21 protein-coding genes are annotated in these 17637 nt (G+C 68.6%); 9 read left to right on the top strand and 12 right to left on the bottom strand.

Annotated features, from left to right (window positions below):
* The 4 genes from AC07OH_RS23820 to AC07OH_RS23805 all read left to right on the top strand — a co-directional run bounded on the left by AC07OH_RS23820 (position 1) and on the right by AC07OH_RS23805 (position 1817).
* Complete coding sequence (locus AC07OH_RS23820; protein WP_495302352.1) at positions 1–426, top strand: DUF4279 domain-containing protein; 426 nt, start codon at positions 1–3, stop codon at positions 424–426.
* Positions 427–540: 114 nt separating this feature from the next.
* Complete coding sequence (locus AC07OH_RS23815; RefSeq protein WP_492680380.1) at positions 541–951, top strand: tetratricopeptide repeat protein; 411 nt, start codon at positions 541–543, stop codon at positions 949–951.
* Between the two features lie 161 nt (positions 952–1112).
* Entirely contained in the window at positions 1113–1352 is a 240-nt protein-coding gene (locus AC07OH_RS23810; RefSeq protein ID WP_492680030.1) for a hypothetical protein, read from the top strand.
* Positions 1353–1361: 9 nt separating this feature from the next.
* On the top strand, positions 1362–1817 hold the full coding sequence (locus AC07OH_RS23805) for a DUF4288 domain-containing protein (protein ID WP_495302351.1): 456 nt from the start codon (positions 1362–1364) through the stop codon (positions 1815–1817).
* Between the two features lie 19 nt (positions 1818–1836).
* On the opposite strand, the gene AC07OH_RS23800 is transcribed toward AC07OH_RS23805, so the two are convergent.
* A complete protein-coding gene (locus AC07OH_RS23800; RefSeq protein WP_495302350.1) occupies positions 1837–2157 on the bottom strand; it encodes a hypothetical protein in 321 nt (106 codons plus the stop codon).
* A 480-nt stretch (positions 2158–2637) separates the two neighbouring features.
* Between AC07OH_RS23800 and AC07OH_RS23795 the strand changes: the two genes are divergently transcribed.
* Entirely contained in the window at positions 2638–2982 is a 345-nt protein-coding gene (locus AC07OH_RS23795) for a helix-turn-helix domain-containing protein (RefSeq protein ID WP_495302349.1), read from the top strand.
* A 49-nt stretch (positions 2983–3031) separates the two neighbouring features.
* Positions 3032–3373 (top strand): hypothetical protein, encoded by a 342-nt coding sequence (locus AC07OH_RS23790; RefSeq protein ID WP_495302348.1) that lies wholly within the window; start codon positions 3032–3034, stop codon positions 3371–3373.
* A 25-nt stretch (positions 3374–3398) separates the two neighbouring features.
* Here the strand turns inward: AC07OH_RS23790 and AC07OH_RS23785 are convergent, their stop codons facing one another.
* The 5 genes from AC07OH_RS23785 to AC07OH_RS23765 form a co-directional block, all read right to left on the bottom strand.
* Positions 3399–4307, bottom strand: coding sequence for an alpha/beta hydrolase family protein (locus tag AC07OH_RS23785; RefSeq protein WP_495302347.1), 909 nt, complete (start codon positions 4305–4307; stop codon positions 3399–3401).
* An 8-nt stretch (positions 4308–4315) separates the two neighbouring features.
* Positions 4316–5296 (bottom strand): DMT family transporter, encoded by a 981-nt coding sequence (locus AC07OH_RS23780; protein WP_495302346.1) that lies wholly within the window; start codon positions 5294–5296, stop codon positions 4316–4318.
* 35 nt (positions 5297–5331) lie between these two features.
* A complete protein-coding gene (locus tag AC07OH_RS23775) occupies positions 5332–6156 on the bottom strand; it encodes a helix-turn-helix domain-containing protein (RefSeq protein WP_495302345.1) in 825 nt (274 codons plus the stop codon).
* A 19-nt stretch (positions 6157–6175) separates the two neighbouring features.
* On the bottom strand, positions 6176–6541 hold the full coding sequence (locus AC07OH_RS23770) for a hypothetical protein (protein WP_495302344.1): 366 nt from the start codon (positions 6539–6541) through the stop codon (positions 6176–6178).
* A gap of 94 nt (positions 6542–6635) precedes the next feature.
* Entirely contained in the window at positions 6636–8189 is a 1554-nt protein-coding gene (locus AC07OH_RS23765) for a long-chain-fatty-acid--CoA ligase (RefSeq protein WP_495302343.1), read from the bottom strand.
* A 197-nt stretch (positions 8190–8386) separates the two neighbouring features.
* Between AC07OH_RS23765 and AC07OH_RS23760 the strand changes: the two genes are divergently transcribed.
* Genes AC07OH_RS23760 through AC07OH_RS23750 form a run of 3 tightly spaced genes read left to right on the top strand, consistent with a single transcriptional unit; the run spans position 8387 to position 12548 of the window.
* Positions 8387–9379, top strand: coding sequence for a tripartite tricarboxylate transporter substrate binding protein (locus AC07OH_RS23760; RefSeq protein WP_495302342.1), 993 nt, complete (start codon positions 8387–8389; stop codon positions 9377–9379).
* Between the two features lie 23 nt (positions 9380–9402).
* Positions 9403–11520: an acetate--CoA ligase family protein gene (locus AC07OH_RS23755; RefSeq protein WP_495302341.1), complete on the top strand. Its 2118-nt coding sequence runs from the start codon at positions 9403–9405 to the stop codon at positions 11518–11520.
* Between the two features lie 41 nt (positions 11521–11561).
* Positions 11562–12548: a Bug family tripartite tricarboxylate transporter substrate binding protein gene (locus tag AC07OH_RS23750; RefSeq protein WP_495302340.1), complete on the top strand. Its 987-nt coding sequence runs from the start codon at positions 11562–11564 to the stop codon at positions 12546–12548.
* 3 nt (positions 12549–12551) lie between these two features.
* On the opposite strand, the gene AC07OH_RS23745 is transcribed toward AC07OH_RS23750, so the two are convergent.
* The 6 genes from AC07OH_RS23745 to AC07OH_RS23720 form a co-directional block, all read right to left on the bottom strand.
* On the bottom strand, positions 12552–13763 hold the full coding sequence (locus tag AC07OH_RS23745) for a CaiB/BaiF CoA transferase family protein (protein ID WP_495302339.1): 1212 nt from the start codon (positions 13761–13763) through the stop codon (positions 12552–12554).
* Between the two features lie 3 nt (positions 13764–13766).
* Positions 13767–14747, bottom strand: a complete 981-nt coding sequence (locus AC07OH_RS23740) for a Bug family tripartite tricarboxylate transporter substrate binding protein (protein ID WP_495302338.1) — start codon at positions 14745–14747, stop codon at positions 13767–13769.
* Positions 14748–14758: 11 nt separating this feature from the next.
* Complete coding sequence (locus AC07OH_RS23735; RefSeq protein WP_495302337.1) at positions 14759–15736, bottom strand: Bug family tripartite tricarboxylate transporter substrate binding protein; 978 nt, start codon at positions 15734–15736, stop codon at positions 14759–14761.
* A 41-nt stretch (positions 15737–15777) separates the two neighbouring features.
* A complete protein-coding gene (locus tag AC07OH_RS23730) occupies positions 15778–16227 on the bottom strand; it encodes a hotdog family protein (protein ID WP_495302336.1) in 450 nt (149 codons plus the stop codon).
* A gap of 193 nt (positions 16228–16420) precedes the next feature.
* A complete protein-coding gene (locus tag AC07OH_RS23725) occupies positions 16421–16951 on the bottom strand; it encodes a hypothetical protein (RefSeq protein WP_492686506.1) in 531 nt (176 codons plus the stop codon).
* Between the two features lie 14 nt (positions 16952–16965).
* Positions 16966–17637 (bottom strand): nitroreductase, encoded by a 672-nt coding sequence (locus AC07OH_RS23720; RefSeq protein WP_495302451.1) that lies wholly within the window; start codon positions 17635–17637, stop codon positions 16966–16968.

Genomic DNA, 17637 nt, shown 5'->3' with positions numbered 1-17637 from the left:
ATGGATGAAGAAAATTCGAGTGATACCGAGAACGAAACGCCCTGCTACTACAGCATTCGATTGCTCATCACTCACCCGTCCATGTCAGCCGACGAGATCACCGTCGCCTTGAATATGGGACCCACGCACGCCTGGAGTGCTGGGGCGCGTCGTTTCACCCCGGGTGCGATGTGGAGTCATACCTCATGGACTGAGGGAAAGCGTTTCTTCTTCGAAGAGATCCATGATGTTCTGAAATGGCTGGAGGAAGCGCACGAGTTCGTCGCGCGCTTGTTGTCTTCTGGCGGCAAATTGCAGGTGATTGCGCAACTGCCGGGCGCCGTCAACATTGGCAGTGATCTATCACTAGAGACAATGGCGCTCGCTGCAAGACTTGGTGTTCGCATCGGCGTCGAGGTTTTTCCCAACCTGCCAAGGCCGGCATAGGCTGGGTGCTTCGGGCGGACCCTTCGCACCTTTCGTTCGAAGATTTCTCGAACGGCCGCGATGCCCTCGCTGCTCTCGGGGCTAGAAATTCGTTAAAGAATCGAGGTGCAAAAAATGAGAAAAAGAAGGACAGGATTTTCTATAAATCCTAAAGATCGCCACGATGCTCGTGTTCTGTTGGAAGCCGCATGCGAAGCCCACGAATCTGGTGACTTGGCGGCGGCAATTCGGTACTACCGGCGTTCTGCCGCGCTTGGGTCACCAGAGGCTAAGGTCAATCTCGGAAACTTGTACAGCGCAGGCGAAGGCGTTACCAAGAACGCTCTGCTCGCCAAGCAGCTTTATAAGTCCGCGTTCAGGCGAGGGAGTGCGTATGGGGCGACGGCGCTTGGCTCGCACTATCGAAGTGAAGGCAATACCAAGTTGGCGAAGATCTGGTATCGACGTGCCGCTGCGAGGGGAGAAGAATGGGCTCGTGAATCCTTGGCGGAGTTGACTATCGGTCCTGGCAGTTCGAGCACATGAGACGGAGGGCGATCAGGGTGTTCAGCATGCCATTGACGACTGTGCCCGTGAGTTCGAGCGGTTCCTCTCAAGCAGTAAAGCAGAAATCGTCGCAGTCGTTTCGCGATTGAAAAAGCTGATGTGCCGGCATGTCCTTACATCGTTCATGGAGTTGTTTAGTCATGAGTGATTCGATTGACCCCATGGTGAATCTCGCATTCACCGAGCTGTTGATTTTCTGCCGGCTCGGCAATTGCTCGAACGTGTTCAAGAAGAGTCTTGACCAGCCAGCAACTGACCCTGTCGAAGGATGGTCAGAAATGATGGCTCGCTCCGCCCGAAGTGAAGGGTGGTCTGTTGATTCGGCGGGGCTTGTGCTTTGCCCCGCGCATACGAAGCGAGTGCAACCAGAGAAGGGGTGAAAGGGGAAAATGGGTCGTCGTGGGGACCGCGACGGCACGGATTCCGAGCACAAGGTCAAACGCTTCTTGAATTCCGTTCCAGGGGGGACTTCTATGTGGTACGCGGCACACGCACTGTTCTACTTCAAGCTGATTGATCAGAGCCAAGACTCCTTCCTCGTGCATGAGAACGTGTACGTCATCAATGCAGCTGACTCAGGCGAAGCAAGAGCCAAGGCGGAAATCATCGCCAGGGCAAACGAGGACTCAGGAGCTGAAGGGCACTTGGAGCTGAACGAAAAGAAGGCGATCTACCTTTTCGCAGGCATCAGAAAAATAGTCGAAGCAGAAACAGCGCCGTTGCCTGAGCGCGCAGCGTTGGCGAGTGGACAAGAGCTGACCTATTCGGTGCTCGAGGTCGATACGTTCGATGAAGTTCTCGCCTTGGCAAGAGGCGAAATGGTGAACGTCTTGTATCGTGAGTAATCGATGGCGCTGAGGTCGGTCATTGCACACCGCCTTCACCAAGCGCCGCACGCAGTGACTGAGTCGTTGCATCGGCAGCTTCGATCCGCCGTTGAAGTTCCTCATTCACCAACCGCACCAACGCCCCCAACTCCGTACGCGTCGGAAAGACTTCTTCCGTCTCCCCCACACGCTGCGGAACGATGAGCTTCTCGATGCACGCGTAGGCCCGTTGCACCGCGTGAAGACTGTCGACGTCATCACACGCCTGCAGCGCGAGCGATTCGGCACTGGCGGTTTCAGAAGATACAGGAAGCGAAGACGCGTGCGCGCACGCGCGGGGAGATGCAGATGCAGCCATGAATGGCCTCCAAGGGTTTCGGTTTGCTGAAACCGACGCACCCGAGTCCAAGCGGGGGCGGCGGCTCGACGGGTTGGACTACCGGGAAACCACTTGCGTGAAACCGGCCGGGCTCGCGCCCGCCCATCGAGCCGCCTAAACAGGAAGCACGAACGACAAAGCCGCAGACCCTGCGGGGTGGCTGCGGCTTTTACGTCGCAGTGATTTCAACGGGAGTCCAAGCCCGATCACGCCCTGTGTTGACGTGACCGGCGCAGTATAGCCACGGACATGGCTTCGACGCCACGGGCAACACCGCCAGCTTCGGCTGCGACGCCCACGGCATCCGCGCGAGCAGCACGCGCGTGCTCGGCGTCATCCGAAGCGGCGTCTGAGCCATGACCGGTTGCAACGGTTTGAACCTTGGGCGGGTTCGCGATACCGGGATACCCGGAGTGTCAGGAGACGCTACCTCCCGGATAACACGTCGCGATCACCGCCATGCTCGGAACAATCGCGCTGAATAGCTCCGCGCGATTCAAGCGCGGATTTCAACTTGCCAGTCCAGCGATGCCCGGAACTCCGCATCTACTTGCGATTCTTCGAAGAGAGCTTGCCGACGCCGGTCTCACCCTCGGCGACGTGGCGAGCGCGATCGGCACGTCCGAACGGCGTGCACAAGACTTGATGGCGAACGGGACCATGAAACTGCGGGATATCGACAAGCTTGTCGAACTGCTGCACCTGGACTTCGACGAAATCCTGAGCGAGGTAGGCTATCCCCGACCATTCGGCGCGCCGCTGGCTCTTTCAGCTTCCGTTTCGAGCCGATTTGAAAAGGGGTGAATGGCGCGAGGCGCTCATTGCACACCGCTTCCACCAAGAGCTGCACGCAGTGATTGGCTGGTCGGACGAGGGCGGATTCGCAGACCTGTCGACCTATCATCCGGCCCTGCTGAACCTCAACCCGCAGCGCACGGCAGCGTCATCTTCCATCCGCAGAGCAGACATGAACAACGAGAAATGGGAAACCACCATCCTGAGCGACAGGGCGTACGAGCACCTCGTGGCGGAACTGAGTTTCGATGGTCAGTTCCTGTTGCTGCTCGACCGCGAGGAAGGCCGGGAGCACCTCTGCGTTGCGTTCCCCGCGAAGGACGGAAGCCTGGGCGCACGCATTCCTCTTCCTGACTTCATCGCGCAACTGAACGCCGCGGCAGCCGACCTGCGCCGTTAGCGGACCGAGGCGCCGCACCACCACCTCACGGCGCCGCCAGATACCCCTCCACCGCCTTCCCCCACAGCCCCTGCTGCCCGAGCAGCCCGTGCCCGCTCGCACCGCCCTCCAGCGTGAAGCTCTCGAAGCGCCCCTTGCCGCCCGCCTCGCGAAAGGCTTCGAAGTTCTTGCGGCTGTGCGACATCGCGTAGAACGGGTCGTTCTCGCCGTAGAGCCACAGCGTGGGCTTGGCAAAGGCCGCGCCGCGGCGGAAGGTGGCGGGGTTGATGGCGTCGGCGGCGTTGCCGGGGCACTTGTCGCCCATCCAGCCGCCGACGAAGTTGATGACGCCCTGGAACATGTCGGGGTGCAGGCCTGCGTAGGCCACGGCGAGGATGCCGCCGCGCGAGTGGCCTGCGATTTCCATGCGGCGGGTGTCGACGTCGGGGTCGCGCTGCAACCACGCGACCGCGGCGTCGAGGTCGGCCACGGCGCGGTCGAAGCCGGCCAGGGCGATGGCGGGTTCGCAGCTGTAGTGCTCGCGCTTGGCGGTGAAGCCTTCGTCGTAGAGGCCGTCCGACTGGCCGCGTCCGCGCCGCTGCGGATAGGCGATGAGCCAGCCGCGCTGCGTGAACCAGCGGGCGGTTCGCTCGGGGGCCCAGGTCTGCTTGAACAAGGCCGGGTCGTTGCCGATGCCGGTGGAGCCGTGGTTGAACACGACGGTGGGGAACGGGCCGGCGCCGTCGGGCTTGTAGATGACCATCTCGAGCGTGACGGGCGCGCCGTTCTCGACGAAGGGCGTGGGCACGCGCACGACGCTGCGTTGCAGTGGCGGCTGCTGCTGTACCTGTGGCTGCTGCTGCGGCTCCGGTCGCTGCGCCCAGCCCGCGCCGCAGAAGGCGAAGAGCGACGCGAACGAGGCAGTCACGAGCGCGGCGGTGCGAAGGCGATTCATCTTTTTCTTCATGGGCGAGTGCTTTCGGAAGTGGGCAAGGACGCCGCCGCATTCTGCCCCGGGGCCTGTCGTTCGCTGTCGCGTGGCACCGGCACCCGCCACCGCAACGCGCCGCTCGCGAGCACGACGCCGGGCACCACGAACGACAGCGCCAGCAGCGCGGCGCGCGTGACGGGCTCGTTCATCCACCATGCCGCGCCGAGGGTGGTCAGCACGGGCACGAGCGCGGACGACAGCGCGGCGCGTGCGGCGCCCAGCCGCGTGATCGCCACGCCGTAGACCACCAGCCCCAGCAGGCCGGCGACCACGCCTTGGCCTGCGGCCTGCATCGCGATGTCGGTCCACGGAGCGGCGAACAGTCGCGGCGGGCCGGCGAGCCAGAGCAGCGGCAACAGCAGCAGGGTCGACGCACCGTTGACGAAGGCCGCGCCCTGCCACGCGCTTATGCCGCAGCGGCCGAAGGCCAGGGAGTAGACGGTCCACAGCAGGGCCGCCAGCAGAAAGAGCAGGTCGCCGCGCCAGTGCTGCTGGCGCAGGCCCTCGCCGAAGCTGCCCGCTGCGAACACGGCCATGCCGACGGCGATGCCGGCCAGCCCGAGCAGGCGCAGGCCGTGCACGCGCTCGCCCCGGTAGACCCACGCGCCCAGGGCGGTGAAGAGCGGCAGGCTGCCGGCCATGAAGATGCCCATGTGGCTGGCGGGCGCCCACTGCGCGCCGGCCAGCACCAGCAGGCCGAAGGGCAGGCCGCTGCCGACGACGAGCAGCACGAGCGCGCCGCGCGACGCACCCGGCGGCACGAGCCTGCCGCGCAGCCACAGCGGGCTGAGCAGCAGCGCGGGAATGCCGTAGCGCAGCAGGGCGAGGTCCATCGGCCCGAGCGCGGTGGCGGTCACGCCGTGGCGCGACAGCAGCTGCCAGGCGCTGCCGATGAGGGCGGCGGCCAGCGCGGCGAGCGCGCCGGTCCAGAGGGTGCGAGGCGATGTCGTCATCGGGCCAGTCTGTGGCCCGGCCGGCGCGAAAGCTATCAGATTCGTGCGCCTGCTGCGCCGACCGGCCCGAGCACGCGGCGGGCCTCGCCGAGCGTGACGCCGACGCCGCGCCGGAACACGGCGCCCAGGTGGCTCTGGCTGCAGTAGCCCAGGTCGTGCGCCAGGCCCGCCAGGTCGCGTTCGCCGTCGGCCAGCCGCTCCATCGCCGCCGCCAGCCGCAGGTGCTGGCGGTACTGGTGCAGGCTCAGGCCGGTCTGCTGGCGAAAGCGCCGCGCCAAGTGAAAGGGCGAGCGCGACACGGCCTCGGCCAGTTCGTCCAGCGAGAGAGCAGGCCGCGCGCCCGGGCCGCTGCCTTCGGACAGCAGCAGTTGCCGTGCGCGCGCGACGGCGCCGTGCCAGGGCGCCTGGTGCGGCGCGCTGCCCAGCTCGGCGACGAGCGCAGCCACCAGGGCCGCGGCCTGGGCGCTGTCGGTGTCCGGCAGCTGGCGCCGTGCCGCGTGCATGCGGTACAGCGCCTGCGGCGTCAGCAGGCAGACGCTCACGCCCGCGGCCGTATCTGCACCGTGGGCGGGGTCGACCGATGCCTGGCCGCTGACCACGAGGCTGTGCCGCACGGTCGCGGTCTCGGGGCGCAGCCGGTAGGCGGTGGCATCGCCGAAGCGGATGGCGGTGAGCGCGTCGGTCAGCCAGGTGTGATCGCCCGAGCGCACGTCGAGCCGCGTGCGCCCGATGGGGAAGACGACGCGCGGCGAGGCCACGGTGTACAGGTCGCTCCACGCGGGCCCCTGCGGCGCGTGCAGGCGCACATGCGCCACCTCGAACCCGCGTCCTGCGTAAAGAAGGGTGCGGTCTTGAGGCATGGAAAGCGTGAAGGGTGGATCAGCCCAGCGCGGTCCAGCTGCAGCGCAGCTCGTACTGCGCGCCGCGGTAGCTGAGCGTGCCCGTCGCGCCGGCCACGCGCAGCGCCACGGCCACCTGCGGCCGTTCGAGGCCGGTGCCGCGCGCGCGGATGAGCTGCTGACGATGGTCGACGAAGCGCTGCTGCAGGGTGAAGCGCTCGCTCCCCTCGGTGCCCGGGCCGGTGCGCGCGACGACCAGTTCGGTCAGCTGGCCGGTCGAGAGGCTGAACTGGATCTCGACCGCATACGGCCGGCCGTCGCACTGCAGGCTGCCGTTCGCAAAGGCGGGCGACAGGCCGAGGAGCAGAAAGCAGGGCAGGGCGAGAGCGAGGAGGCGGCGGTGCATGTCGCAGAAGGTGCAGGTGCAGGTGGCGGCCCGCCACCATACCCCAAGCAGGTGAAACACACCCGCACACATCCGCACACACACCGCCGGCGCGTCACCCCACCTTGCGCGCGCGCCCTTCCCAGTGCGGCTCGCGCAGCTTGTACTTGAGCATCTTCCCCGCCGGCGACAGCGGAATCTCTTCGCGAAACTCCACGCTGCGCGGGCACTTGTAGCCGGCGATCAGCGTCTTGCAGTGCGCCACCAGCGCCTCGGCGCTCAGGCTTTCTCCGGCGCGCAGCACGACCACGGCATGCACGCGCTCGCCCCACTGGTCGTCGGGCACGCCGACCACGGCGCACATCGACACCTGCGGCAGCTGGGTGATGGCGTTCTCGACCTCGGCCGAGTAGATGTTCTCGCCGCCGCTCACGATCATGTCCTTGAGCCGGTCGACCACGTAGACGAAACCGTCGGCGTCCATCACGCCGCCGTCGCCGGTGTGCATCCAGCCGTCCCGCAGCACCTCGGCGGTCTGCTCGGGCTTGTTCCAGTAGCCGGCCATCACCATCGGCCCGCGCGCGGCGATCTCGCCGACGGTGCCGTTCGGCACGGGCCGGCCGTCGGCATCGACGATGCGCACTTCGGCGATGGGCACGGGCCGCCCGGCCGAGCGGCGGCGCGCGGCCGGCTGGTCGGGCTGGTGGCACCAGGCGGGCAGCACGGTGACCACGGGCGACAGCTCGGTCATGCCGTAGAGCTGGCAGAAGCCCGCGCGCGGCAGCTTGTCGATGGCCTGCAGCAGCAGCGCGTCGTCGATGGGCGCGGCGCCGTACAGCACCAGCTGCAGCGGCGTGGTGTCGAACTCGCCAAAGCGCGGGTGCTCGATGAGCCGCTTGAGCATGGTGGGCACCATGAAGGTCTCGCTGGCGCGCTCGTTCTGGATGGCCTCGAGCACCTTCACTTCGTCGAAGGCCGGAATGATGACCTGCGTGCACAGCCGCATCATCAGCTGCAGCGTGAGGCCGGTGCCGCCCACGTGGAACATGGGCGCCATGTTCAGGCCCACGGCCTCGGCGGGGCGCGTGGCCGCCATGTTGGCCGAGAGCTGGCCGGTGTAGAGGTTGCCGTGCGTGAGCATCACGCCCTTGGGCAGGCCGGTGGTGCCGCCGGTGTACATCACGGCGGCCAGGTCGGCGCCGCCGCGCCGCGCGTCGGGTACGGGCTGCGCCTGCGCCATGAGGGCTTCGGCATCGGCCATGCCGTTGGGCGCGGGGCCGTCGCCGAAGTGCACCAGCGTCTTCAGCGAGCGCGAGAGTTCGCGCTGCTGCTGCGCCACGGCGCCGAAGTGCGCGTCCGACAGCAGGATGCGTGTGTCGCAGTCGTCCAGCGAGTACGCGACCTCGCGCGCGCTCCAACGGATGTTGACGGGGTTGATCACGCCGCCCGCCCACCAGGTGGCGTACAGGTACTCCACGTAGCGGTCGGAGTTCAGCGCCAGCAGGCCCACGCGGTCGCCGGGTTGCAGGCCGAGCGATTGCAGCACGGCCGCGAGCCGCGCCACGCGGTCGACGAACTGGGCGAAGGTGCTGCGGCGCTCGCCGCACACGAGGGCGGTGGCGCCGGGGCGTTCCTGCAGGGCCTTGTGCAGGGGCTGGGTGAGGTCCATGGACTGCGGTCTCCGTCGGTCGGTTCGTTGTTGTGCGCCGAGTATGGAAGGGACGCGTCGCGCCGGCATCGTCGGAAGCGACGGGATCGAAAACGCCGTGGCGGCCAAAGTCGTCCGAAGCGACGGTGACCGGCACAGGGCAGCGCGCGACCATCGCCGCAGAACGACAGATTCGACCGACCGACCGGAGACAAGCCATGCATTCCTTCCCGACCGACCCGGCGCGCCGCCGCCTGATCCACGGCGCCGCGCTCGCCGCCGCGGGCACCGCGCTGCCCTCCCTGGCGCGCGCCCAGGGCCTGTTCGGCAAGCAGCCGATCACGCTGCTGGTGCCGTACCCCGCGGGTGGCGCCACCGACGTGCAGGCGCGCGCGCTGGCGCTGGCGGCTTCGCGCGAGCTGAAGCAGCAGATCGTGATCCTCAACCAGCCCGGCGTGGCCGCCACGCTGGCGCCGACCACCATGGCGCGCAAGGCCGCGCCTGACGGCTACACGCTGTCGCTCATGCTGAGTTCGCTGTACCGGTTGCCGCACCTGCAGAAGGTGAGCTACGACCCGGCCACCGACTTCACCTACGTGGCCAACGTGACGGCCGCCACGCTGGGCATCACGGTGCGCCAGGACGCGCCGTGGAAAGACCTCAACGCGCTGCTGGCCGCGGCCAAGGCCAAGCCGGGCGAGGTGTCGTACGGCACCACCGGGCGCGGCGGCACCTCGCACGTGTCGATGGAGCGGCTGGCCGCGCTGGCCGGCGTGAAGTTCAACTTCATTCCCTTCAAGGGCGCGGCCGAGCTGTACAACGCGCTCATGGGCGGCCATGTGGACGCGGTCTCCGAGGCCGGCTTCGGCGCCGCCGTGGCGGGCGGGCGCGTGCGCCTGCTGGCCACCTTCAACGAGGCGCGCTCGCCCACGCGGCTGAACGTGCCGACCGTGAAGGAACTCGGCTACGACGTGGTCGCCAACGGCTCGTGGGGCATCGCCGGCCCGCGCGGCATGGACCCGAAGGTGGTGCAGGCGCTGCAGGAGGCCTTCCGCAAGGCCGTGGACGACCCCGAGTTCCTGCGCACGCTCGACCTCAACGACTACGTCCGGTTCTACATGGACAGCCCCGCCTACACGGCCTGGGCGCACAAGACTTACGCCGACGAGAAGCGCTTCGTGAGCGACCTGCGCATCAAGCTCGACGACTGAACCCGACCTTCCTTCCTGCTGCCATGACTTCCTCTTCTTCTCTTCACTGCTTCCTCCACCCCAAGGCCATCGCCTTCGTCGGCGCCACGGAGCGCTCGGTGTGGTCCAACGCGGCGCTCGCCAGCCTGCGCACGCTGGGCTATGCGGGCCAGCTCTACCCGGTCAACCGGCGCGGCGGCAGCTTTCATGGCATGGCGGCGGCCACCTCGGCCGAGGCCATCGGCGAGCCGGTCGATACGGCGCTGCTGATGGTGCCGGCCGACGCGCTCGACGACGCGCTGGCCGACCTGCAGCGCGCGGGCATCGGCAACGCCGTGCTGCTGAGCTCGGGCTTTGCCGAAGCCGGCGAGGAAGGCCGCGAGCGCCAGCGCCAGCTCACGGCCAAGGCGCGATCGCGCGGCCTGCGCATCCTCGGGCCGAACTGCCTGGGCTTCGTCAACTTCGTCGACCGCTCGGCCGTGTGGACCGCCTCGCTGCGCGAGCCGCTGCCGGCGGGCACGCTGGGCATCGTGTCGCAAAGCGGCGCGCTGGCGGGGCAGCTGTCGTTCATGGCGCAGGTGCACGGCATCGGCCTGAGCCGCATGGTGTCGACCGGCAACGAGTCGGACATCGACATCGCCGAGGTCATCGACTACCTGGTGGACGACGAGCACACACGTTCCATCGCCGTGTTCGCCGAGACCGTGCGCGACCCGCAGCGCTTTGCCGCCGCGGCCGAGCGCGCGCTGGCCGTGGCCAAGCCCATCGTCGTGCTGAAGATGGGCAGCAGCGAGATCACCGCGCAGGCCGCGCAGGCCCACACCGGCTCGCTGGTGGGCGACGACCGCGTGTTCGACGCCATGTGCCAGCGCCTGGGCCTGATGCGCGTGCGCTCCATCGAGGACCTGGTGTTCACCGCCGCCTTCGCCAGCATGACCGGGCCCTTCGCGGCCGGCGGGCTGGCGGCGGTGTCGATGTCGGGCGGCATGTGCGAGATCTTTGCCGAGCGCGCCGAGGAAGAAGGCCTGGTGCTCACGCCGCTCGCGCCCGCCACCGAGGCCGCGCTGCGCGAGGTGCTGCCGGGCTACGGCACGCCGCAGAACCCGCTGGACGTGACCGGCGCGGCCATGCTGCAGCCCGAGCTGTTCGGCAACGCGCTCGAAGCGCTGGTGCGCGACCCCGCGCTGGGCGCCGCCATCGTGGTGGCCGACGTGCCCAACGCACCGGCCAACGACACGCCGCTCAACCGCGCCGTGCTCGCGCAGGTGGCGCGCGGGCTGTCGGCCAGCCCGGTGCCGGCCATCGTCTGCAGCCACTACGTGATGCAGGTGAGCGAGCGGTCGCGCGAGCTCATCGCCGAGACCGGCATCCGCCACATCGCCTGCGGCATCCACCACGCGATGAGCGCGGCGGGGGCGGTGCGCCGCTGGTCGGAAACGCTGCGCCGGCGTCAGGGCGCGCAAGGTGTCGCTGCTGCAGTGCCGGCCACGCCGCCCGCGCAGCCTCTGCGTTCGGAGCGCGAGACGCTCGAGTGGCTCTCGCAGCGCGGCGTGCCCGTGGTGCCCGTGCGGCTGTCGCGCAGCGCCGACGAGGCCGCGCGCATTGCACAGGAACTCGGCGGCCCGGTCGTGCTGAAGATCGCCTCGGCGCAGATCGCACACAAGACCGAGGTCGGCGGCGTGGCGCTCAACCTGCAGGGCGCCGACGCGGTGCGCGCTGCCTGGCAGGCGATGGATGCACGCGTGCGTGCCGCGCGGTCCGAGGCCGAGATCGACGGCATCCTCGTCGCGCCGATGCGCCAGGGCGGGCTCGAGCTGTTCGTCGGCACCGTGCGCGATCCGCAGTGGGGCCCGGCGCTCGCCGTGGGGCTCGGCGGCATCTGGGTCGAGGCGTTGCGCGACACCAGCCTGCGCCTGCTGCCCGTGACGCCCGCCGAGGTGAAGGACATGCTGGCCGAGCTGCGCGGCGCGCGCCTGCTCGACGGCTGGCGCGGCGCGCCCGCGGCCGACCGCGACGCCATCGCCGAAGCCGTGGCCGCCATCGGCAACGCCGCGCTTTCGCTCGGCCCCGAGCTGGTCTCGCTCGAAGTCAACCCGCTGCGGGTGGACGGCCGCACGGTCGAGGCGCTCGATGCGCTGGCCGTGTGGGGCGCGGCGGGCTGAACGACCTTCCTCGTCAAGAAAACCAACAGGAGACATCTTCCATGCTGCAACGACGTCGATTCGCGCAATGGGGCGCGAGCGGACTGCTGGCCCCCGCGCTCGGTGCCTTGCCGAAGGCGCAGGCGGCCGACGCCTACCCGACCCAGCCGATCAAGGTGATCGTGTCGTCGGCGGCCGGCGGGCTGGTCGACGGCATCGCGCGCACCATCGGCGAACGCATCGCCAAGCCGCTGGGCCAGCCGGTGCTGATCGACCCGAAGCCCGGTGCGAACGGTGCCATTGCCGCGTCCTTCGTGGCGAAGGCGCCGGCCGACGGCCACACGCTGCTGTTCGCCGTCAACTCCTTCGTGCTCGCGCCGCTGCTGATGGCCAAGCCCGGCTACGACGTGTTCAAGGACTTCGCGCCCGTGTCGCTGTCGAACTACGGCCTGCTCGTGTTCGCGGTGGGCGAGGGCGTGCCGGCCAAGAGCATGCGCGAGTTCGTCGCCATGGCCAAGGCGCAGCCCGGCAAGCTGAGCTTCGGCTCGGCGGGGCAGGGCTCGTCGGGCCACCTCTATGGTGAGAAGCTCATGCGCGACGAGGGCCTGCAGATGACGCACGTGCCCTACAAGGGTGGCGCGCCGCTGATGATCGACATCCTCGGCGGCCAGGTACAGGGCGGCTTCGTCACCATGGGCGAGGCGCTGCCGCACGCGAAGTCGGGCCGCGCGAAATTGCTGGGCGTGTTCGGCACGCGCCGCATGCCGCTCGCACCGCAGATTCCCACCTTCACCGAGCAGGGTTTCAAGGGCTACGAGCACGGCGGCTTCTGGGGCTTCTTCGTGCCCACCGGCACGCCGCAACCGGCCATCGACAAGCTGGCCGGTGCGGTGCGAAAGGCCGTGGCACAGCCCGATCTTCAGGAACGGATGATCGGCCTGGGGTTGGAGCCTTCGGGTGAAGGGCCGGGTGAGTTGATGGCGGCGGTGCGGCGCGAGAACCTGCTGTGGTCGCGGCTGATCAAGGACATGAACCTGAAGCTCGAATAGACCTCAGGCCCGTGCCACCACGCCGGCGGTCACCAGCGCATCGACCGCCGCGCGTTCGAACCCGAACTCCCCCAGCACCTCGTCTGTGTGCTCCCCCAGCGACGGTGCGAGCCGCTGCACGCCGCCCGGCGTGGCAGAGAGCGTGAACGGCACGCCGGGAAAGCGCAGCGTGCCTTCGGTCGGGTGCTCGGCGTCGTGCCACAGGCCGCTGGCCTTCAGCTGCGGATCGTCGGGCAGCTGCTGCAGCGTCTGGATCGGCATCGCCGGAATGTCGGCCTGGCGGAAGGCAGACACCCATTCGGCTGTGGTGCGTGCGCCGGTGGCGCGTTCGAGTTCGCCGAACACCACCGTGTGGTTGCGCACGCGCGCGGCCAGCGTGGCAAAGCGTTCGTCCTCGCGCAGCTCGGGGTGGCCCACCACTTCGAAGAAGCGCAGCCACTGCGCGTCGGTGTAGGGCACCAGCGCGATGTAGCCGTCGGCCGTGCGAAAGGGCTTGCGCACGCCGGAGCGGATCGAGCCGTACACCATGTCGTCGATGGGCGGCTGGAAGGTGTGGCCCCACAGATGCTCCACCATGTTGAAGGCGGTCATGGTCTCGAACATCGGCACGTCGACGGCCTGCCCCTGGCCGCTGCGTTCGCGGTGGAACAGCGCGGTGACGATGGCGTACGCCGCGTACAGCGCTGTGGTCTTGTCGGCGACGAGCGCGGGCATGTAGCGCGGCTCGCCGGTGTAGATCGACTGCAGCTGCGCCAAGCCCGACGCGGCCTGGATGATGTCGTCGAAGGCCGGCAGGCCCGCATACGGTCCCTCGTCCGAGAAGCCCTTGACGTGCGCGCTCACGAGGCGCGGGTTGAGTTCCAGCAGCCGCGCCGCGTCGATGCCGATGCGCGCCGCCGCGTCGGTGCGCACCGAATGCACGAGCACGTCGCTGCCGCGCACCAGCGTGTCGAGCACCCCGCGCGCGGCGGGTTGCTTCAGGTCGAGCACGAGGCTGCGCTTGTTCCGGTTGCACGACAGGTACAGCGACGACATGCCCTTGTGGCGCGCGGGCCCGACCGAGCGGGCCAGGTCGCCCTGCGGCGCCTCGACCTTGATGACGTCGGCGCCCATGTCGGCCAGCATCTGGCTGGCCAACGGGCCGAGCACCACGGACGACAGGTCGAGCACCTTGACGCCTTCGAGGGCGCCGCGAAAAAGGGGAGGGAGCGTCATCGGTCAGTCCTCCAGGCGGATGCCGGTCTTGTCGATCACGCGCTTCCAGGTGTCGGCGTCCTGGCGCAGCACCACGGCGAACTCGGCGGCCGTGCTGCCCACGGGCTCGATGTTCATGTCGCGCATCTTCTTTTGAACCTCGGGCTTGGCGATGATGGCGGCCACGGCCTTCGACATCTTGTCCACGCGCGGCTGCGGCGTGCCGGCCGGCAGGAAGAGCGCGATCCACGCATAGGGCTCGAAGCCCGCGTAGCCCGCCTGCTGGAAGGTCGGCACCTGCGGCAGCGTGGCCGAGCGCTGCGTGCCCAGTGCCGCCAGCGCGCGCAGCTTGCCGCTTTGCAGGTAGGGCAGGGCGGTGCCGGTGTCGAGCACGGCCACGCGGATGTGGCCGCCGAGCAGGTCGGTCACCATGGGCGCGGCGCCCTTGTAGGGCACGTGCGGCATGTCGACGCCGGCCTCTTTCTTGAACAGCTCGCCGTAGATGTGCGAGGTGGTCGCCACGCCGGTCGAGCCGTAGGAGTACTTGCCGGGCTCGGCCTTGAGCAGCGTGACGAGTTCGGCCAGCGTTTTCGCGGGCACGTCGGGCGTCACGACCAGGGCCGAGGTCGAGATGCCGATCTGCGACACGGCCGCGAAGTCTTTCACCGCGTCGTACGAGAGCTTGCGCTGCAGCGCGGGCATCTGCACGTGCGTGGTGATGGTGAAGAGGGCCGTGTGGCCGTCCTTCGGGGCGCGTGCGACGGCGGCGGCGCCGATGGTGCCGCTGGCGCCCACGCGGTTGTCGACGACGACGGGCTTGCCCCAGGCGGTGCCGAGTTCCTGCGCGACCAGCCGCGCGATGTTGTCGGTGATGCCGCCGGCGGGGAAGGGTACGACGAGCGTGACGGGTTGCGAGGGGTAGTCGACCGGTGGCTGTTGCGCGGCGGCGGGCAGAGCGAACAAGGCTGCGAGTGCAATGCCGAGCGTGGAGGAAAGACGTGTCATGGCGTGCGGCCTCAATCGAGCTTGATGTTCTTGGCCTGGATCACCTGCTTCCACCGCGCATGGTCCGCGCGCATGGTGGCGGTGAGCTGCGCGGGCGTGCTGCCGACCGGGATCACGCCCAGGCCTTCGATGCGCGCGGCCTGCTCGGGGCTTTGCACGACCTGCGCGACCTCGGCCGACAGGCGCTGCGCGATGGGCTGCGGCGTGCCGGCGGGCAGGTAGATGCCGAACCAGCCGACCGACTCCATGCCGGCGAAACCCTGTTCCTTGAAGGTGGGCACGCCGGCCGCGAGCGGGGCGCGTGCGGTGCCGACCACGGCGATCGACTTCACCTTGCCCGCCGCGACGTGCGGGCCCACGCCCTTGGCCGAGACGAACACGGCATCGACGGTGCCGCCGAGCAGGTCGGTGATGGCCGGCGCTTCGCCCTTGTAGGGCACGTGCAGCAGCTGGATGCCCGCGGCGTCCTGCAGCACCTCGGCGTACAGGTGGGCGCTCGATCCGTTGCCGTAGGAGCCGTACGAGTACTTGCCGGGCGCGGCGCGCGCGAGCTTGACGAAGCCGTCGAGGGTGTCGACGCCGAGCTTGTTGCTCACGGTGAAGACGATGGGCAGGCGCCCGGCTTCCGACACGGGCACGAAGTCCTTGAACGGATCGAAGCCGGCGTTGGGGTACAGCAGCGGGTTCTGGATGATGGAGGTGAGCGAGAACAGCACGGTGTAGCCGTCGGCCGGTGCGCGCTGCACGGCGGTGATGCCGATCTGCCCGTTGCCGCCGGGGCGGTTGTCGACGATGACGCTCTGCCCGAGCCGCTTGCCCAGGCCCTCGGCGACGATGCGCGCGAACACGTCGGTGCCGCCGCCCGCGGCGTAGGGCACGATCATGCGGATGGGTTTGTCGGGCCAGGTTGGCTGCTGCGCAAAGGCGCTGCTTGTGGCCAGGGCGGCGGCCAGCGCGAGGGCGTGGCGGCGGGTGAATCTGCTGTGCATGTTTGTCTTGTCTCCGATGGTTTTTCTGTGTGGGTGCGTTGTCAGGGCGGCAGGCTCACGACGGCAATGCCGGGGCCGACGGACACGCCGTGGCGGTTCTCGCTCCACAGGCGCAGGTCGAGGCGGTGGCGGTGCGCGGTGTCGGCGCTGTCGTCGATCCACTTGCGCTCGACCTGGCCGCGCACGGTGACGGTGTCGCCTGCGGTGTTGAACGACTTCATGCGAAAGCCGCGGATGGCATGCAGCACACCGGCCGTGCCGATGTACTCGCGAATCGCGCGCTCCCACATGCCCTGCAGCAGCATGACGTTGGCGTACATCTCGGGGGCGCCGGTCGATCGGGCGTGCTCGGTGTTGTGGTGGATGGCGTTGAAGTCGCGGTTGGCGCCGGCGGCCATCACGAGGCGGTAGACGGTGAGGGGGAAGGGCACGGGGTTCAAGGGGTCGCCCTCGTTGACTTCTTCCCAGCGGCGTTGTGTTTGCCAGTTCATCTTGTTGCTCTGCTTGTGAGGCGTTGTGGGTCGGTTCAGGGCGCGTGCACAGGACATCGGGTACTCCCCTCCGCGAATGTCCCCCGGGGCTTCGCCCCTCCTCCTTGATTTCGCTGCGGGGAGCACCCAATGCCCTGCGCACGGGACGCAGTGCGCCGGTGCGGGAGGCCGCACCGAATCGGATGCTTGTTCGCTAGTGCGGCAGGTAGTGGTACATGCCGAAACGGCAGCGGGCCACGACCTCTTCGCGCTGGTTCACGATGTCGTACTCCCACGTCGTGAAGGCGCCTTTTCCCACCTTCGTGGCCTTGGGCTCGCAGCGCACGAGCCGGTTGCCCCGCCTTCCCAGGCGGTCGCCCAGGCGCGCGGGTTGCAGGTAGTCGACCTCGTAGTCGGTCGCCATGTAGGCGGTGGTGGGCGGCATGCCTTCGGGGCGCGTGCCCTTGAGCGGGCTGCGTTCGGGCTCGGCGTTGCGCGCCTCGCTGGTGAACACGGGCGGCTGGCCCGGGGCCCACATGGGCGGCAGCGTGAGGCTTGCGAGGCTGGTCGATGGCGCCACTGCATCTGGGCCTTGATGCAACGGGCAGTCGAACTCCAGCACCTCGACATAGCGGCGCACCGCGCCGGCCTCGATCACGTCGGCGCCCCAGCGGATCACGCCGTTCGCAAAGTCTTCGCCCACGCGCGCCACCATCGGCGCCCAGGCGCTTTCCCAATCGTCCATGGGTGATTGCCTTCCTAGATGCCGATGAACTCGGCCACGTCGTCCAGCGGCGCGCGCTCGGTCTCGAGGGCGTCGATGGGCTTGTCGCGGTCGGCGTAGCCGATGGCCATGCCGGTGAAGAGCATGCGTTCGGGCGGCAGGTCGATGAAGCGGCCGATGGTCTGCGGGTAGATGGCCCAGCACTCCTGCGGGCAGCTGTCCAGGCCCTCGGCGCGCAGCAGCAGCATCACGTTCTGCAACATCATCCCAAGGTCGGACCACTGCGGGGGGCCCATGCGGCGGTCGACGGTGCAGAAGAGCGCGAGCGGCGCGCCGAAGAACTGGAAGTTGCGCGCAAACCATTTCAAACGCGCGGCCTTGTCTTCGCGCGGAATGCCCAGGCGCGCATACATCGCCTCGCCGACGGCGAAGCGGCGGTCGCGATACGGTGCCACCAGCTCGCGCGGGTAGATGTCGTACTCGCTGCCTTCGCCGCCGGGTGTTTCCTGCACGCGGGTGCGCATGAGGGCCTTGAGCTCATCGAGCCGCTCGCCGCCCACCACGTGCAGGTGCCACGGTTGCAGGTTGCCGCCCGAGGGCGCGCGCAGCGCGGCCTGCAGCACGCGGCGAATGGTGTCGGGCGGCACGGGGCGGTCGAGAAATTCGCGCACCGAGCGGCGGCTTGCGACGGCGTCGTAGACGGTCAT

The sequence above is a fragment of the Variovorax sp. GW821-FHT10C12 genome, from assembly GCF_059415405.1.
This window is presented reverse-complemented; position numbering and strand designations above follow the sequence as displayed.

Excerpts from the sequence above, each read along its gene's own strand:
- AC07OH_RS23820 (WP_495302352.1), top strand. The coding sequence starts at position 1 with ATGGATGAAGAAAATTCGAGTGATACCGAGAACGAAACGCCCTGCTAC.
- AC07OH_RS23815 (WP_492680380.1), top strand. The coding sequence starts at position 541 with ATGAGAAAAAGAAGGACAGGATTTTCTATAAATCCTAAAGATCGCCAC.
- AC07OH_RS23810 (WP_492680030.1), top strand. The coding sequence starts at position 1,113 with ATGAGTGATTCGATTGACCCCATGGTGAATCTCGCATTCACCGAGCTG.
- AC07OH_RS23805 (WP_495302351.1), top strand. The coding sequence starts at position 1,362 with ATGGGTCGTCGTGGGGACCGCGACGGCACGGATTCCGAGCACAAGGTC.
- AC07OH_RS23800 (WP_495302350.1), bottom strand. The coding sequence starts at position 2,157 with ATGGCTGCATCTGCATCTCCCCGCGCGTGCGCGCACGCGTCTTCGCTT.
- AC07OH_RS23795 (WP_495302349.1), top strand. The coding sequence starts at position 2,638 with ATGCTCGGAACAATCGCGCTGAATAGCTCCGCGCGATTCAAGCGCGGA.
- AC07OH_RS23785 (WP_495302347.1), bottom strand. The coding sequence starts at position 4,307 with ATGAATCGCCTTCGCACCGCCGCGCTCGTGACTGCCTCGTTCGCGTCG.
- AC07OH_RS23780 (WP_495302346.1), bottom strand. The coding sequence starts at position 5,296 with ATGACGACATCGCCTCGCACCCTCTGGACCGGCGCGCTCGCCGCGCTG.
- AC07OH_RS23775 (WP_495302345.1), bottom strand. The coding sequence starts at position 6,156 with ATGCCTCAAGACCGCACCCTTCTTTACGCAGGACGCGGGTTCGAGGTG.
- AC07OH_RS23770 (WP_495302344.1), bottom strand. The coding sequence starts at position 6,541 with ATGCACCGCCGCCTCCTCGCTCTCGCCCTGCCCTGCTTTCTGCTCCTC.
- AC07OH_RS23765 (WP_495302343.1), bottom strand. The coding sequence starts at position 8,189 with ATGGACCTCACCCAGCCCCTGCACAAGGCCCTGCAGGAACGCCCCGGC.
- AC07OH_RS23760 (WP_495302342.1), top strand. The coding sequence starts at position 8,387 with ATGCATTCCTTCCCGACCGACCCGGCGCGCCGCCGCCTGATCCACGGC.
- AC07OH_RS23755 (WP_495302341.1), top strand. The coding sequence starts at position 9,403 with ATGACTTCCTCTTCTTCTCTTCACTGCTTCCTCCACCCCAAGGCCATC.
- AC07OH_RS23750 (WP_495302340.1), top strand. The coding sequence starts at position 11,562 with ATGCTGCAACGACGTCGATTCGCGCAATGGGGCGCGAGCGGACTGCTG.
- AC07OH_RS23745 (WP_495302339.1), bottom strand. The coding sequence starts at position 13,763 with ATGACGCTCCCTCCCCTTTTTCGCGGCGCCCTCGAAGGCGTCAAGGTG.
- AC07OH_RS23740 (WP_495302338.1), bottom strand. The coding sequence starts at position 14,747 with ATGACACGTCTTTCCTCCACGCTCGGCATTGCACTCGCAGCCTTGTTC.
- AC07OH_RS23735 (WP_495302337.1), bottom strand. The coding sequence starts at position 15,736 with ATGCACAGCAGATTCACCCGCCGCCACGCCCTCGCGCTGGCCGCCGCC.
- AC07OH_RS23730 (WP_495302336.1), bottom strand. The coding sequence starts at position 16,227 with ATGAACTGGCAAACACAACGCCGCTGGGAAGAAGTCAACGAGGGCGAC.
- AC07OH_RS23725 (WP_492686506.1), bottom strand. The coding sequence starts at position 16,951 with ATGGACGATTGGGAAAGCGCCTGGGCGCCGATGGTGGCGCGCGTGGGC.
- AC07OH_RS23720 (WP_495302451.1), bottom strand. The coding sequence starts at position 17,637 with ATGACCGTCTACGACGCCGTCGCAAGCCGCCGCTCGGTGCGCGAATTT.